This is a genomic window from Anabaena lutea FACHB-196, assembly GCF_014698305.1.
In the GTDB taxonomy this organism is placed as follows: domain Bacteria; phylum Cyanobacteriota; class Cyanobacteriia; order Cyanobacteriales; family Nostocaceae; genus Anabaena; species Anabaena lutea.
The window spans coordinates 1-14,330 of sequence record NZ_JACJST010000001.1; the positions used below are offsets into that span (position 1 = coordinate 1).

The 14,330-nt window shown below is 38.3% G+C and carries 16 protein-coding genes and 1 pseudogene; 14 read left to right on the forward strand and 3 right to left on the reverse strand.

The window, feature by feature from the left end:
* Positions 1–101: 101 nt before the first annotated feature.
* Positions 102–1,319 (reverse strand): annotated as a pseudogene (gene dnaK / locus H6G59_RS00005) (molecular chaperone DnaK); the annotation flags it as partial.
* 297 nt (positions 1,320–1,616) lie between these two features.
* Positions 1,617–2,363 carry a nucleotide exchange factor GrpE gene (gene grpE, locus H6G59_RS00010; RefSeq protein ID WP_190711534.1) on the reverse strand — a complete coding sequence of 249 codons (747 nt, stop codon included), beginning with the start codon at positions 2,361–2,363 and terminating at the stop codon, positions 1,617–1,619.
* A gap of 746 nt (positions 2,364–3,109) precedes the next feature.
* Here grpE and H6G59_RS00015 point away from each other — a divergent pair.
* The 4 genes from H6G59_RS00015 (at position 3,110) to H6G59_RS00030 (ending at position 8,458) form a co-directional block, all read left to right on the forward strand.
* Positions 3,110–5,119 (forward strand): GspE/PulE family protein, encoded by a 2,010-nt coding sequence (locus H6G59_RS00015; protein WP_190711134.1) that lies wholly within the window; start codon positions 3,110–3,112, stop codon positions 5,117–5,119.
* A gap of 163 nt (positions 5,120–5,282) precedes the next feature.
* The gene (locus tag H6G59_RS00020; RefSeq protein WP_190711135.1) at positions 5,283–6,407 is read left to right on the forward strand and encodes a type IV pilus twitching motility protein PilT; all 1,125 of its coding nucleotides are present in this window, start codon (positions 5,283–5,285) and stop codon (positions 6,405–6,407) included.
* A 196-nt stretch (positions 6,408–6,603) separates the two neighbouring features.
* On the forward strand, positions 6,604–7,827 hold the full coding sequence (locus H6G59_RS00025) for a type II secretion system F family protein (RefSeq protein ID WP_190711136.1): 1,224 nt from the start codon (positions 6,604–6,606) through the stop codon (positions 7,825–7,827).
* A gap of 82 nt (positions 7,828–7,909) precedes the next feature.
* Positions 7,910–8,458, forward strand: coding sequence for a hypothetical protein (locus H6G59_RS00030; protein ID WP_190711137.1), 549 nt, complete (start codon positions 7,910–7,912; stop codon positions 8,456–8,458).
* Between the two features lie 94 nt (positions 8,459–8,552).
* On the opposite strand, the gene bioU is transcribed toward H6G59_RS00030, so the two are convergent.
* A complete protein-coding gene (gene bioU, locus H6G59_RS00035; protein WP_190711138.1) occupies positions 8,553–9,548 on the reverse strand; it encodes a (S)-8-amino-7-oxononanoate synthase BioU in 996 nt (331 codons plus the stop codon).
* A gap of 169 nt (positions 9,549–9,717) precedes the next feature.
* Here bioU and H6G59_RS00040 point away from each other — a divergent pair, with 169 nt between their 5' ends.
* The 10 genes from H6G59_RS00040 to H6G59_RS27695 all read left to right on the forward strand — a co-directional run bounded on the left by H6G59_RS00040 (position 9,718) and on the right by H6G59_RS27695 (position 14,314).
* Positions 9,718–9,948, forward strand: a complete 231-nt coding sequence (locus tag H6G59_RS00040; protein ID WP_190711139.1) for an addiction module protein — start codon at positions 9,718–9,720, stop codon at positions 9,946–9,948.
* On the forward strand, positions 9,945–10,241 hold the full coding sequence (locus H6G59_RS00045; protein ID WP_190711140.1) for a type II toxin-antitoxin system RelE/ParE family toxin: 297 nt from the start codon (positions 9,945–9,947) through the stop codon (positions 10,239–10,241). The genes H6G59_RS00040 and H6G59_RS00045 overlap by 4 nt, the downstream gene beginning before the upstream one ends.
* A gap of 32 nt (positions 10,242–10,273) precedes the next feature.
* Positions 10,274–10,612 (forward strand): XisI protein, encoded by a 339-nt coding sequence (locus H6G59_RS00050; RefSeq protein WP_190711141.1) that lies wholly within the window; start codon positions 10,274–10,276, stop codon positions 10,610–10,612.
* A gap of 191 nt (positions 10,613–10,803) precedes the next feature.
* Complete coding sequence (locus H6G59_RS00055; RefSeq protein ID WP_190711142.1) at positions 10,804–11,676, forward strand: coiled-coil domain-containing protein; 873 nt, start codon at positions 10,804–10,806, stop codon at positions 11,674–11,676.
* A gap of 13 nt (positions 11,677–11,689) precedes the next feature.
* Positions 11,690–12,130 carry a hypothetical protein gene (locus H6G59_RS00060; RefSeq protein WP_190711143.1) on the forward strand — a complete coding sequence of 147 codons (441 nt, stop codon included), beginning with the start codon at positions 11,690–11,692 and terminating at the stop codon, positions 12,128–12,130.
* 11 nt (positions 12,131–12,141) lie between these two features.
* A complete protein-coding gene (locus tag H6G59_RS00065; RefSeq protein WP_190711144.1) occupies positions 12,142–12,591 on the forward strand; it encodes an HNH endonuclease in 450 nt (149 codons plus the stop codon).
* A 111-nt stretch (positions 12,592–12,702) separates the two neighbouring features.
* A complete protein-coding gene (locus H6G59_RS00070) occupies positions 12,703–13,155 on the forward strand; it encodes a hypothetical protein (RefSeq protein WP_190711145.1) in 453 nt (150 codons plus the stop codon).
* A 15-nt stretch (positions 13,156–13,170) separates the two neighbouring features.
* Positions 13,171–13,785 (forward strand): PIN domain-containing protein, encoded by a 615-nt coding sequence (locus tag H6G59_RS00075; protein ID WP_190711146.1) that lies wholly within the window; start codon positions 13,171–13,173, stop codon positions 13,783–13,785.
* Between the two features lie 137 nt (positions 13,786–13,922).
* On the forward strand, positions 13,923–14,189 hold the full coding sequence (locus H6G59_RS00080) for a ribbon-helix-helix domain-containing protein (protein ID WP_190711147.1): 267 nt from the start codon (positions 13,923–13,925) through the stop codon (positions 14,187–14,189).
* On the forward strand, positions 14,186–14,314 hold the full coding sequence (locus tag H6G59_RS27695) for a hypothetical protein (RefSeq protein ID WP_339327903.1): 129 nt from the start codon (positions 14,186–14,188) through the stop codon (positions 14,312–14,314). Before H6G59_RS00080 ends, H6G59_RS27695 begins: the two co-directional genes overlap by 4 nt.
* Positions 14,315–14,330: the final 16 nt, after the last annotated feature.

Below are 14,330 nucleotides of genomic sequence, written 5' to 3' on the forward strand. Positions count from 1 at the left end.
AGTAATATTATTTATTTGTTATGTGTAAAATCATTTTTTTGTACGGTAAAGATTTTTTAGTGATGCCTGTTTTTAACTTGGCGATCGCACTTTTTTTGCCCCACCTCACAAAATCGCGTTGCTCCCGTTTCCAGACCCAAAGATAAGGGAGTGACATCTAAGAGTAGCAGGGTATCAACTTCCCCACCCAAAACTCCAGCTTGGACGGCTGCTCCCAGTGCTACAGCTTCATCAGGGTTGATGGAGCGATCTGGAGTTTTGCCATTGTAGAATTTGATTACAGCATTTAAGACCGCAGGAATGCGAGTAGAACCACCTACCAAAATAATCCGGTTGATGTCTTTGGGTTTGAGGTCTGCGTCTTTGAGCGCCTGAATCATTGGTTCGATGGTGGCTGCAATTAAATGCGCTGTGAGTTCTTCAAATTTAGAACGACTTAGTTCCATCTCCAGATGCTTGGGGCCTGTTTCATCGGCAGTGATAAAGGGCAAGTTAATTGAAGTATTTACCATGCTGGAAAGTTCAATTTTTGCCTTTTCTGCTGCTTCTCGCAGGCGTTGCAGAGCCATTTTATCTGGGGAAATATCTATGTTCTCTTGTCGCTGGAATTGCTCTAGCATCCACAGGACAATGCAATTGTCAAAGTCGTCTCCACCCAGTTGATTGTTACCGCTAGTTGCTTTAACTTCAAACACTCCATCTCCAAGTTGGAGAATGGAGACATCGAAAGTTCCACCCCCTAAGTCGAATACTAAAATCAATTGTTCTTGATCTTGTTTGTCTAAACCAAAGGCTAAAGCGGCCGCTGTGGGTTCGTTGATAATCCTGAGGACTTCTAAGCCAGCAATGGTTCCAGCATCTTTAGTTGCTTGTCGTTGGGCATCTGTGAAATATGCTGGTACGGTAATCACCGCTTGAGTTACAGTTTCACCCAAAAAGTTTTCCGCCTCCTGTTTGAGTTTTTGGAGGATCATTGCGGATATTTCTTGTGGTGTGTAGTTAGATCCACGAATTGCTACATCAACAGTATCGTCTCGACCTTTGACGCAGTTATAGGGTACGCGAGTGCGTTCTAATTGTGTATCATCCCAACGGCGACCAATGAATCTTTTGATACTGTAGATTGTATTTTCAGCATTAGTGATAGATTGCCGCTTGGCTAACTGACCAACTAAGAGATCGCCACTTTTGCCAAATCCGACAATACTAGGAGTTGTGCGTCCCCCTTCGGAATTGGCAATCACTATCGGTTGACCACCTTCTACAACAGCAACGCAACTGTTAGTAGTGCCTAAGTCGATCCCAATAACTTTTCCCATATTTACAGTATTTTTATTGAGTGCTTGTAACGTGATTTTTCGCAAACTATCGTTTTTTGCTCAAGGCTAGAAGCTGAAGGTAACATCTGTGTAAATCATATTGGTATACAGTGAAAATACAAAGAGTGATACCGATGTCTGCTGCTGATTAGGAAGCCGAGTCTGGAGATGGAAACAATTATGGAGGGGCTGTTAAATTTCAGAAACCATTCAACAGCCCTATCCTTGTTGAGAAAGTTGATTCTCGCCCTTGTCAGAATTTAGAAATTTTCAGTCAGTGCGGTGAGTGCAGAAAACTTAATCGTTATCCTGATTCGACTCATCTTCCGGTTCGGAAGGTGTATCTTCTTTTGGGGCTGCCACTTTCACCATTGCATGACGTAGTATGCGTTCTCCCAAATAATACCCGCGCACTAACTCTTCTAAGATAGTACCTTCTGGATGTTCATCCGTAGGTTGCCGCATGACTGCTTCATGGAGGTTAGGATCAAATTCTTGACCTTCAGGGCGCATGGGTGACACGCCTAAACGCTTAAGACAATCCACTAATTGTTTATAAACCCCTTGATAACTTTTGTGAATGGTCATCTCGCCATCGGTTTGCGGTTTGAGGTGCGCTCTGGCCCGCTCAAAATTATCGACTACAGGCAGTAATTCCATAATCGTATTCCGTTTCACCTGCATCTCTGTCTCTTCTTTTTCTTTGGAGATGCGTTTGCGATAATTCTCAAAATCTGCGGCAATCCGCATATATTGTGTACTACGCTCTTCAAATTGTGCTTTTAGAGACTCATTTTGTTGAGTCAATTCTGCTAAAGCTGCCGTATTTACTTCTGTTTGTTCTGCCGCAGCGACACCATTTTCCTCTGTGAGTGCAGGTTCTGCCGGTACATTAGTTTGGGCTGCCATTTGCTCAGTCACCTCGCTGCCAGATTCGTTAGAGTTAATTTCGGCTGGGGAGTCGCTTTTCATTGCTTGCTTTACCTCTATTGGTTCACCCAATTGCTGGCTTGTATTGTTTACTTGTTTATTTTCGTCCATAATTGTCTACTCATCCCAGATGCTTTTGACGGTAGTGCGTCAAGCAATTGTAGATTTTGGATTTTGGTGAGTCAGCGCGCAGAACAGGGGGTTTCCCCCATGTAGGCGCTTCGCCTTCCCGTAGGGTGCGACTGCGTATCCCTTACGGGAGCCGGAGGCATACCCGAAGGGCTTTTGGATTTAGCCCTTGTCTGAAGACAGGGACTTGGTTTCAGGATTTGGGATTTATTCCATGATTAAAACTGCGATCGCTGGGAGCATCTTTGAGATTTTAGTTGGATCAGATAAAATTTAAAATCTCAAAGATAGTAGCCACATATTGCCACCTTTACTGTTTAAGGCTGGCAACCAAAGCTGATTTTATCGCCGACATTTTTTTGGGAGTGATGTCACCGTCCTCTTATTGTGACAAATAGTTAACAAATTAGTGTAGCCTTTCTGAAGGCGTTAGCCGGAACAGTAATGGTAGCACCAAGAGTAGATCAGGGGGAATTGTGGAACTTGATGCCCTTCGCCCCTGATCATAAGTCAGTTTTTTAACTAATTATTACTGATGGCAGAAAAGAGATGGGTGAAAGGCTGCTCTTTGAGGGTTTGGGGAAATTTTTCTCTCCATCTCCCCAAAACGGTACTGAGAATCAAAATTTTTCAGCAGAAAAGTTTTAAACTGAAATTTAATACAGACTTAATGCGAATTATTGACTACAGTGTGGGAATACTTGAATAAGAGGTCTCCTACTCATTGACATATGACTTACTCCTCACCACAACGGCGTAGTACCGCTCTAACTACAAGAACAGAGTTTTCGCCCTTCGGCAACAAGCTAGTGCAATCTGGCTATGTCAATAATGAACAGATGCGGCAGGCACTGATTGAAAGCCGCAAATCTGGCAAAATGTTGACAGATGTACTGGAATCAATCACTGGGCAACAACTATCACCTGAGTTTCTCAGAGAATACAAGAAACAACATTTATTTGAACTAAAAATACTATACGGTGTTGAATCCCTCGATCCACAAGTCAATCAAATTGGCAACATAAACATCAGCCAATTGATTGAAACCCTGATCCCAGTGGATATCTGTCGTCGTCACCGTTTAGTACCTTTATCTAAACATGAGGATCAAAACCCGCCTTATTTGTTAGTGGCGATGGTTGATCCGGATAATCTAGAGGCTTGTGATGATCTCAACCGCATCTTGCGCCTCCAAGGCTTATCCTTGCAGCGGCTGGTAATTACCCAGGAAGATTACCAGCAGATGATCCACCAATACTTAGATGAGTTCGCTGTTCGGGAAAAGCAACGGGAACAAGAAAAGTTTACAGATGTTGGTCAAGATTTAGTAGCTATCGACAACATAACTGATGAAGTAGCTGAGGATGGAGAGGTTGATATTGGGGCGGCGATGAAGGGGGCTGACGATGCACCCATTATCAATCTTGTCAACAGAGTGTTGTTCAAAGCTTTGCATGAAGGCGTTTCGGATATTCATATCGAACCACAAGAGGAAAACTTACGCATTCGTTTCCGTAAAGATGGAGTACTGCGTGAAGCCTTTCCCGCTATGCCAAAAAAGATCATCCCGGCAGTTACAGCCCGATTTAAAATCATTGCTAATTTAGATATCGCGGAAAGGCGTTTACCCCAAGATGGACGGATTCGCCGCTTGTTTGAAGGACGGAAAGTAGACTTCCGTGTCAATACCTTACCCAGTCGCTATGGGGAAAAGGTGGTACTACGGATTCTGGATAACTCTTCTACTCAACTGGGGTTGGATAAGTTAATTACTGATCCAGAGACTTTGAAAATTGTCCAGGATATGGTCAGCAAGCCTTTTGGGTTGATTTTGGTGACAGGTCCGACAGGTTCTGGTAAAACTACTTCGTTGTATTCAGCATTGGCAGAAAAAAACGATCCAGGGATTAACATCAGTACGGTAGAAGACCCGATTGAGTACAGTTTGCCAGGGATTACCCAAGTACAGGTAATTCGAGAAAAAGGACTAGATTTTTCGACGGCTCTGCGGGCTTTTTTGCGACAAGATCCTGATGTGTTGCTTGTGGGGGAAACACGAGATAAGGAAACCGCAAAAACAGCGATTGAAGCGGCGCTGACAGGACACTTAGTATTAACTACCTTACACACAAATGATGCTCCTGGTGCGATCGCTCGTTTGGGAGAAATGGATATTGAGCCTTTCATGGTTTCCAGTTCCCTAATTGGCGTTCTCGCACAACGTCTGGTGCGTCGTGTATGTACAGAATGTCGGATTCCCTATACTCCCACTACTGATGAACTAGCTCGCTACGGTTTATCAGCTTCCAAAGATGTGGAAATAACTTTCTATAAAGCTAACACTCTCCCTACAGAAGCTATAGCCGAAGCTAAAGCCCACAATCAGGTTTGCCAAAAATGTAATGGTGTTGGCTATAAGGGACGTGTTGGTGTTTATGAGGTCATGCGGATCACCGAAAACCTCCAAACTCTCATCAACGAAGATGCACCCACGGAACGCATCAAAGAAGTAGCCGTAGAGGAGGGTATGAAAACCTTGCTTGCTTACAGTCTGGATTTAGTCCGTCAAGGTGCCACCACTCTAGAAGAGGTGGAGCGTGTGACATTTACTGATACAGGTTTGGAAGCTGAGTTAAAAGCCAAACGCAAGAGTGGCCTTACCTGTAAAACTTGTGATGCCACATTACAACAAGAATGGCTAGATTGTCCCTACTGTATGACACCCCGTTTTCAAGATTAGTGACAGGGAGCAGGAGAAAGGAAGCAGGGGAAGCAGGGGAAGCAGGGGAAGTAGGGGAGGAAGGATATATTTTCAAAACTTTTGATTTGTTGACATTAATTTAGTTCTTGGTCATTTGATTTTTGATTTTGAATTTTGAATTTTAAATTGGAGCGAAGCAATTATGGAAATGATGATTGAAGACTTGATGGAGCAGCTAATTGATATGGGTGGTTCGGATCTGCACTTATCAGCAGGTTTGCCTCCCTACTTCCGCGTCAGTGGCCATTTAACTCCTATTGGTGATCATGTACTAACCGCAGATGAGTGCCAAAGACTGATTTTCAGTATGCTCAACAACACCCAGCGGAAAACCTTGGAACAAACATGGGAATTAGATTGTTCCTATGGTGTCAAAGGATTGGCTCGCTTCCGGGTGAATGTCTACAAAGAACGTGGAGCTTATGCTGCTTGCTTGCGAGCTTTAAGTTCTAAAATCCCTAACTTTGAAAAATTAGGTCTTCCAGATGTAGTTCGGGAAATGTCTGAAAAGCCCAGAGGATTAATTCTCGTCACAGGTCCGACAGGTTCCGGTAAGACTACTACCCTAGCGGCAATGATTGACTTAATTAACCGCACTAGAGCAGAACATATCTTAACCGTTGAAGATCCAGTTGAATTTGTCTACGAACCAATTAAAAGCTTAGTTCACCAACGGCAATTAGGTGAGGATACCAAAAGTTTTGCTAATGCCTTAAAAGCAGCCCTGCGGGAAGATCCTGATATTATTCTGGTTGGGGAAATGCGCGATTTGGAAACAATTTCTTTGGCGATTTCGGCTGCGGAAACTGGACACTTGGTATTTGGTACGCTGCACACAAGTTCGGCTGCACAAACAGTTGACCGGATGATTGACGTTTTCCCTCATGAAAGACAAACTCAGGTGCGGGTGCAATTGTCCAACTCTTTAGTCGCAGTGTTTAGTCAAACCTTAGTACCCAAGAAAAATCCCAAACCAGGTGAATATGGTCGGGTAATGGCTCAAGAAATTATGATTATCACTCCGGCTATTTCTAACTTGATTCGTGAAGGAAAAACCGCCCAAATTTACTCAGCTATCCAAACAGGAGGTAAATTGGGAATGCAAACTCTAGAGAAAGTTTTAGCTGATTTGTACAAAGCTGGAACTATCTCTTTTGAAGCCGCAATGTCTAAGACTTCTAAACCTGATGAAGTTCAACGTCTCATCGGTGGCACACCACAACAGGGCGCAGGGGCAAAACCAGGTTCAGTTGCTAGAGCGCATTAAGTTTCTAATAGTGCCTACGGTCCCGCTAGGGATACGTAATTCGTAGTTCGTAATTCGTAATTATTATTCTAATTACAAATTATGAATTACCAATCACCAATCACCAATCACCAATTACCAATTACCAATCACCAATCACCAATCACCAATCACCAATTACCAATCACCAATCACCAAATATTAAATTTATAAATCTATGCCTACTTATCTTGCTCGTGTTCGTGACTCTCAAGGAAAATCCCGCACCGAGAAATTTGTTGCTGATTCTTTGTCAGATGCTCGGACTAATCTTAGAGATAAAGGTTTTGTTGTCCAAGATTTGAAAGAATCTCAAAGCTTGGCTTCAATCCTTGATTTCAAAAAATTCCAGAATTCTTTGGTGAAGGTTTCTGTTAAAGATAAAGCAGTTTTTTCTCGTCAATTTGCTGCATTGGTAAATGCAGGTGTGGCAATTGTGAGAGGATTAGGTGTACTTTCTGAACAGTGTAGCAATCCTAAACTCAAACAAGCTCTGATTGAAATTGGCAACGATGTGCAAACTGGAGTTAATCTTTCAGATGCCATGCGTAAACATCCTGAATGTTTTGATGGTTTGTATGTCAGTATGGTTCAAGCTGGAGAGGTTGGTGGTGTACTTGATGAAGTACTGAATCGCCTCGCAAAATTATTAGAAGATGTAGCCAGATTACAAAACCAAATTAAATCAGCATTGTCTTATCCAGTGGTTGTAGGCTTTTTAGCCACTGCTATCTTTGTAGGGATGACTGTTTTTCTAATTCCCATTTTTGCGAACATTTTTGCAGATATAGGAGTAGAATTACCTCCTTTAACACAATTTTTGATGACTTGTAGTGCAATATTACGAAGTTGGTGGTCTTTAGCAATTATTGGTGCTTTGATGGCACTTTCCTTTGCCTATAAACAGTATTACAAAACCCGTGTTGGTAAAGAAACTATTGACCGTCTTTCTTTGAAAGTTCCTTTGTTTGGTGACTTGATTCAAAAATCTTCAGTAGCTCGTTTTAGCCGGACTTTTGGTTCTTTAACTCGTTCAGGTGTACCAATTCTAACTTGTTTGGAAATCGTGCGAGATACATCAGGAAACCAAGTGGTTGCTAATGCCATAGATGCAGCCCGTTTAGATGTTCAACAAGGAGGTATGATTAGTATTGCTTTGCAAAAAGATGCAGTTTTTCCGCCTATGGCAATTCAGATGATGAGTATCGGCGAAGAAACTGGAGAATTAGATGCTATGTTGATGAAAGTTGCCGATTTCTATGAAGATGAAGTAGAACAGGCAGTTAAAGCACTAACCAGTATTTTGGAACCTCTGATGATTGTGGTTCTTGGGGGGATGGTTGGTACAATCTTGTTAGCGATGTATCTGCCTATGTTCAAGGTATTTGAAACGCTGGGCTAAAAAATCAGTGAACAGTTATCAGTGAATCGTGAAGAGACTGATAACTGATAACTCGTAACTGATAACTAATAACTGAAAAATTATGCCTGTACAAAAATCTGTTTATGAAGCGAGTTTAGCTGAGTATAGCAATCATTTAGCTGCGATCGCTCTCCTCAAACAACATCGTCCCTATTTAGAGATGATTCCCAGTCTCCGTCGTCCTTCTGAAAGTGTCATTACTATCCCTTTACCAATCGTCCGAATTCGGGATATTGAAACTAAGACTTCACAAACCACAAGTTTACCCTGTGATATCGCTATTATCATGTGTGACCCGGAATGGAAAATCAAAACCGGTGTGGAAATTTTGGTTTTCATTCATCGTCCCCATGAAGACTTTTCTGATTTATTAGGAAGATGGCGCAAAAGTCAAGTGTTATTAGATAAAGAATATGAATGGATCATGCACCCTCGTCACAGTCATATTTTGAGTGAGGGTGCAAATAGTGTTTATCCTTTATTTGTGATCTTCAAGGAAACCTCAGAACGTATCCAGCGGGGTTTAATAGGTGCTGAACTTCCGTTTATAATGCAAACACCGACTATTTTGGAAGAAGAAGAATATCAAGAATCTTATATTAGGGAATAGGGAACAAAAATTCAGATTTTAGATTTTAGATTTTAGATTGTACGTAGTTAAATACAATGCAAAATCCAAAATCCAAAATCCAAAATTGGAACCCCTATTTTACAAACTTCGGCATGATTTCCGCAGCGGTAAATAAGCCAGAAATGCCCCGTTGATGCAATTCTTGACCGGCTTTGAGATAACCAAAGGCTGGACCGCAGACGTTAGCAGCCATGCTGGTTTCATCGCCTAATGTAAAGGTGTGGGTGGATATTTTACCCTCAAAGGTGCGTCCTGTGATTTTTACATTGGTACTAAGGGGCTTTTTAGGGTTGCGGGTATCAACTACACCACCAACTGTCACTCTATCCCGTGAACAAATTCCGGCAATTTCTAACATCACATCATCGGCGTGTTCCATGTTTTCCAAAGTTAACACACCGTTGGTTTTATCTAATAATGCTTCTACCTCTGCATCTGTCATCGCCCTAGCGGTTTCTACACTATAACCGGGCATATGTCCGATATCTTCTCTGACAGTAGCACGGTATGCTTCCCAGTTAGCAATTCCCACACCAAAGGTAATAACTACACTGTGAATTTCTGCGTAACTTTGGGCAGCTAAAGCAGCGGCGGCGGTTAATAGTCCAGGGGTTGCACCACAACCGGTCATGTAGGTAATACCCGCTGCTTGCAGTTCGTCTTTCATGGCTAACAGTTGTTCTACTGCGCTGGTGCGTTTAATGGCATCAACTAACACACCTTGCCAACCCGCTTGGATAAATTGTTTAGTGACGTTGGGGATAAAGTCGTTAGGAAGGTTAGGTAAAGCCAGGAAATAACCATCTACAGCGTCTCCAGTGGCTTGAATAAGGTCTTGAATGCTGTTGTTGCTTAATGTTCCGAAGGGTTCTAAATAACCGACTGTTCCCTGTTTTTGGTAGGTGGAAATGCAAGCATCGGTGTTTAAGCCTTCTGTGGAGTATGCGTAGCCTTTTTGATCTGCGGCGGCGACGAGGATCATTTCTCGTTTGCTGGAGAGGAGTTTTGCTGCTGCTTGTCCGAGTCCACCAAAACCAAGGACTCCAACGCGGATGGGTTGTTTGTTCATTGTGTTTTTTCTCTGTATGGTTAATGGTTAATTATGCTTTATTTTGATTAAAGTTTCGCGCCAAGATGGGAAGGAGCAAAGGCGCAAAGAAGATACCTTGATTTAGAATATAGGGATAATGGGTAATGAGTGATTATAATTAGTGTACTGTAAGGAGATTGGGTAATTTATGACTATTGAACAATTAGAGGCTGAAGTTTTAGCTTTACCAAAGGATACTTTAGCATTATTAGTAGCTCGTTTGATTGAACATTTAGGACAAGTGGAAGAAATTGATCAGCAAATTGCTAATGAATGGATACAAGAGGCAGAATTAAGAGATAAGGATATAAGTAATGGTAAAATTGCTGGTATTTCCTCTCAAGAAGTGTTTAGTAAATTGCGTACATATTTACAATGATAAATGTTATATTTCATCCCTTGGCAGAACAAGAATTAACTGAAGCTATCAATTATTATGAGCAGCAAAAAACGGGTCTTGGTTTAGAATATTTAGAAGCGGTAGAACAGGCTGTCAATTGTTTGATGTATTATCCAGAAATAGGCGCAAAGGTTCGCGGTTCTATTCGGCGTTTAGTGATACCAAAATTTCCCTATTCTCTCTTATATCGTGTTTTGGAAGATGAACAAATCCGCATTTTAGCGGTAGCGCATTATAAGCGTAAACCATTTTATTGGAGTAAACGAAAATAGTTTTTCAGATAGCTAAAATTTCTGATGTTTATATGGATTCCTTAACTAATCAATATTGTCAGATTATTAAAAATGTTCTTCAAGAATATGCAGATTTTTTTGGTAATGATGCACAGGTGAAGGTAGAAGTGGTGTTAGATGAGAAAAATGATCATTATTTATTAGTAGAAACTGGTTGGGAAAATGGTTATCGGATTTATGGAAGTTTATTACATTTTGATTTAATTGATGGTAAGGTTTGGATTCAACATGATGGAACTGAGGAAGGGGTGGCTAATGATTTGGTTGCTGCGGGAATACCAAAATTACATATTATTTTAGGGTTTAAAGCACCTGAAGTTAGGAAATTTACGGAGTTTGCTGTTTTTTAGGTAAGTTTGACTTTACAATAATTTTAAATTTCACACTGTCAAATCAGTATTAATACAGTTGCGACCGTTTTCAAAAGTAACCTATTTTAGTTATAATGTTATTTAAAGTGCTAACTCATTCATATTAAAAAAGTGTTTATAGTATAAATATACTTATAATGTAAATTATCTATGTCTGAAAAGTAAACATTTTGATTGATGAAGTTTTGAGGGAATTTATGGCATCTAAGAGTCAAGTACAAACAGTTCTAAAGGAACAATATGGCATTAATAAAAATATTAGTGATGTATTAGATAAAGAAGAATGTGAAAGATTGCTAACTATTCTTTCTAATGAACCTATCGCAGTCAAATTAGTTGAATCTTTTGCAGAAAAAAATTCTAGTCTTGGTAAAAATAATGCTTCTTTAGGAAGAATGCGAGGTCAAGCTGAAAAGAAACTTTCATCTTTACAAGCTGAATATTTAGAACTACAAGAATCTATTAAAAATATAGAACTACTGAAATCAGAATCAACTTTAAAAAAGAAACAATTAGAACAAGAAACAAGAAAAATAGAAGAAGATATTCAACAAGTTATAACAGAAAATAAAAATCTCAAAACTCAATTAGAAGAATTAAATCAGAGTAACCAAAACTTAACTAATGTAAATTTGCAATTAGAAAAAGAAAATGCAGAATTAAAATTATTAGAAAATGATTTATTTTTGTTGCAAAAAGAATACAGAGAATTACAAGAATCTATTGAGAATATAGAAATATTAAAATCAGAATCAACTTTACGGAAGCAAGAATTAGAAGATGAAACCAGAAAACTAGAGGAAGACATTAAACGCATTGCTAAAGAAAATAAAAATTTGAAAATTAAAGTAGATACATTAAGTTATAGTAATCAAGAGTTAACAGAAGCTAATACTAATTTACAGAAAGAGAATAAACATTTAAAAAATATAGTTGATGAAATTAGATTAAAATTAGCGATAGAGTTTAAAGGACTATTGAGGTTAGAGGATAGTGAGATCCGTAAAGGTATAGTTAAATTATTAAAATCAACATTAGGGTAAAGTAGATTAATTTATGGTTGTCAACAAAAATAGAAAGAAATATTTTCAAGGGATGAGTTATCGTGAAGTACAAAAATATAACTCAAAAAATAGAATTAAATTATCTCCAGAGGATCACAAATGGTTAAAAGAAAATAGTTATAAAAATATTGGTTGGGATAATGTAATTAATCTCCATAACACCATTCAAGATTTTTTAGTGAAGTATCAGGTAGAACATTTAACTCTGGAAGAATTATTTCTAGAAGCAGATCGTATTGGTAATAAATATCTAACAGAAGAAGAAATACAAGATTTTCAGCAAAAATTAGCACAAGAACTTAATGAAATTTCAGAAGAGATAGATAAACAGTTTCCTCAAACAGAAATGGAAATTATTGATTTTAGTAAAAATGCTAAATCTAAACCTACGAAGAAACGCAATCAAAAAACCTATAGGACAGTTAAATTATAGGAATAGTAAATATGAATTTAGAAAATCAAGACCTTGGGGAATTATTTAAACTTGCAGATAAGATTGGTAAAAAGCGATATCATCGGTTAACTGAACAAGATTTTGATAATTATAGAAAATTTGACCATTGGAGATATATTAATGGTGATTCAGAATGTGGAACAACTGAAGAAAGTAAAAATTGGGTAATAGATAATTCTGATTATTATTGTCCGATTTGTGATCATAAATATAGAGAGGATAACGGTAGAACTATTGATCATAAGTTACCAAGATCACAATATCCTTGGTTATCATTGGAGTTTCAAAATTTATGGGTCATTTGTCGAAATTGTAATCTGGAAAAGGGAGAAATGCACTGGTATGAATATGAACTTTATATTTTTAAAAAATATCCAGAAATTTATCCTTTTATAAAATCTGTACGTCCTGTTAGCTTATTGCGTTCTTTAAAGGAATAAATAAAAGAAAATTATGTAGAGTGAGAGCGATCGCATTTCTGATGTAGGGTAAGAGCGATTATCATTTATAATCAAAATATTACAACCTTCAATGTCACAAGGATGAAAAAAATGGACACTACAAAACTGAGTGACACAACCATAGAACTATCAGATATTACAGCTTGGGATAAAAACGGAAATAAACTCTTAGTATCAAAAGTTAGAGCTAGAGATATTGTAGAAGATATTACCGGAAAGGTTGAAAATATCCTCAAATTTGAACATGAACATAATAGAGTGATAATTCCTTATGCAATGACAGCTACCCGTGAAGAAATTAAATTTTTTCACTGGGATGGGGAAAAGTTAGAAAATGTCTACACCTTTCCAACTCATGAAGTTTTGTCTGAATATGATCCAGAATTTAGTCATAAAAAGAGGATTTTTGAATATTATTTAGAAACATTAGTTGAAGGATGGTTAAGAGATTTGGCTGATAACTGGAAAACAGATCATCCTCCAAAATCACAAGAACTAACCCAGATAGGTTTTGTAGACAAGATTTATGATGCAGCACACTAAGGGTTAGTAAATTTAATGATTACGCTTTACATAGAAACTAATTTTTTTATTGATTTTGCAAAAAAACAAGATCAAGATACTGAGAATTTAGTAAATTCCCAATTTCCTGAAGTAACAACAAGAATTAAAATAGTAACTCCTGCAATTTGTTGTATGGAATCTCTTTCTGTATTGGAAAGTGAGCGCAACATAAATAATCGTTTTGGGGATAATTTACAGGATGAAGTAAGAAAACTCAAAGGAGATGTTAACTCTCAATACTCTAGAGAAATTAAACGATGTTTAGAACAAGCAATTATTAAAAATAATGAGAGAATGAATGAGATTAATACTCGTCTTTTTGATGTTTTAGAATGGGCTAAAAATTCGGTAGAATTAATACAATTAAAACCAGATATTCTCAGTAAAAGTCTGGAAAATTTACTTATTAATGATCCTACAGATAATTTAATTTTACATTGTATTCTTGATCATGCTCAAATATCTACAAATGAGAAAAAAGTTTTTTTGAGTGGAAATCATACAGACTTTGGTAAACCAGAGATTAAAGAAATATTGCAGGAAGCAAGTATAGAAAGATATTTTGTCAAGACGGGAGATTTTTTAGGATGGTTAAATTCACAGTTTTAATTATTGGGTAATATTGCATTTCCGATGTAGAGTGAGAGCGATAGCTTCGGTAAGCTTCACTAACGCCTTGAGAATAATTAAGTTTTTGAAATACATTATAATAGTTCTTATCTACAGTCAACTTAACCAAAATTATTATGAGTATCAGTCTCACACCTAAGCAAGAACACTTTATACAAACAAAGCTGCAAACTGGGAAATACCAATCTGTAGAAGAAGTTCTAGAAATTGCTCTCCGGTTGCTAGATGAATATGATAATGCTGAGTCAGAATGGGTTAAGGAAGTGCGCGAAAAAATTGATGCTGCTATTGCAATTTCAGAACACACAGAACCTATTGACGGTGAAACATTTGTAAATCAAATTTTAGAGCGTTTTCAGCAACAGCGACAGGTACAAAAATGAATCGTTACGTTATTAATATTCTCGCTAGTCGTGACCTGAACGAAATTGCTGAATACTTCTCACAAAACAACCTAGAAGCAGGTGAAAAATTTTTTCAGGAATTTAATCGCAAATGTCAACAATAAGTTTCCTTTCCAAATA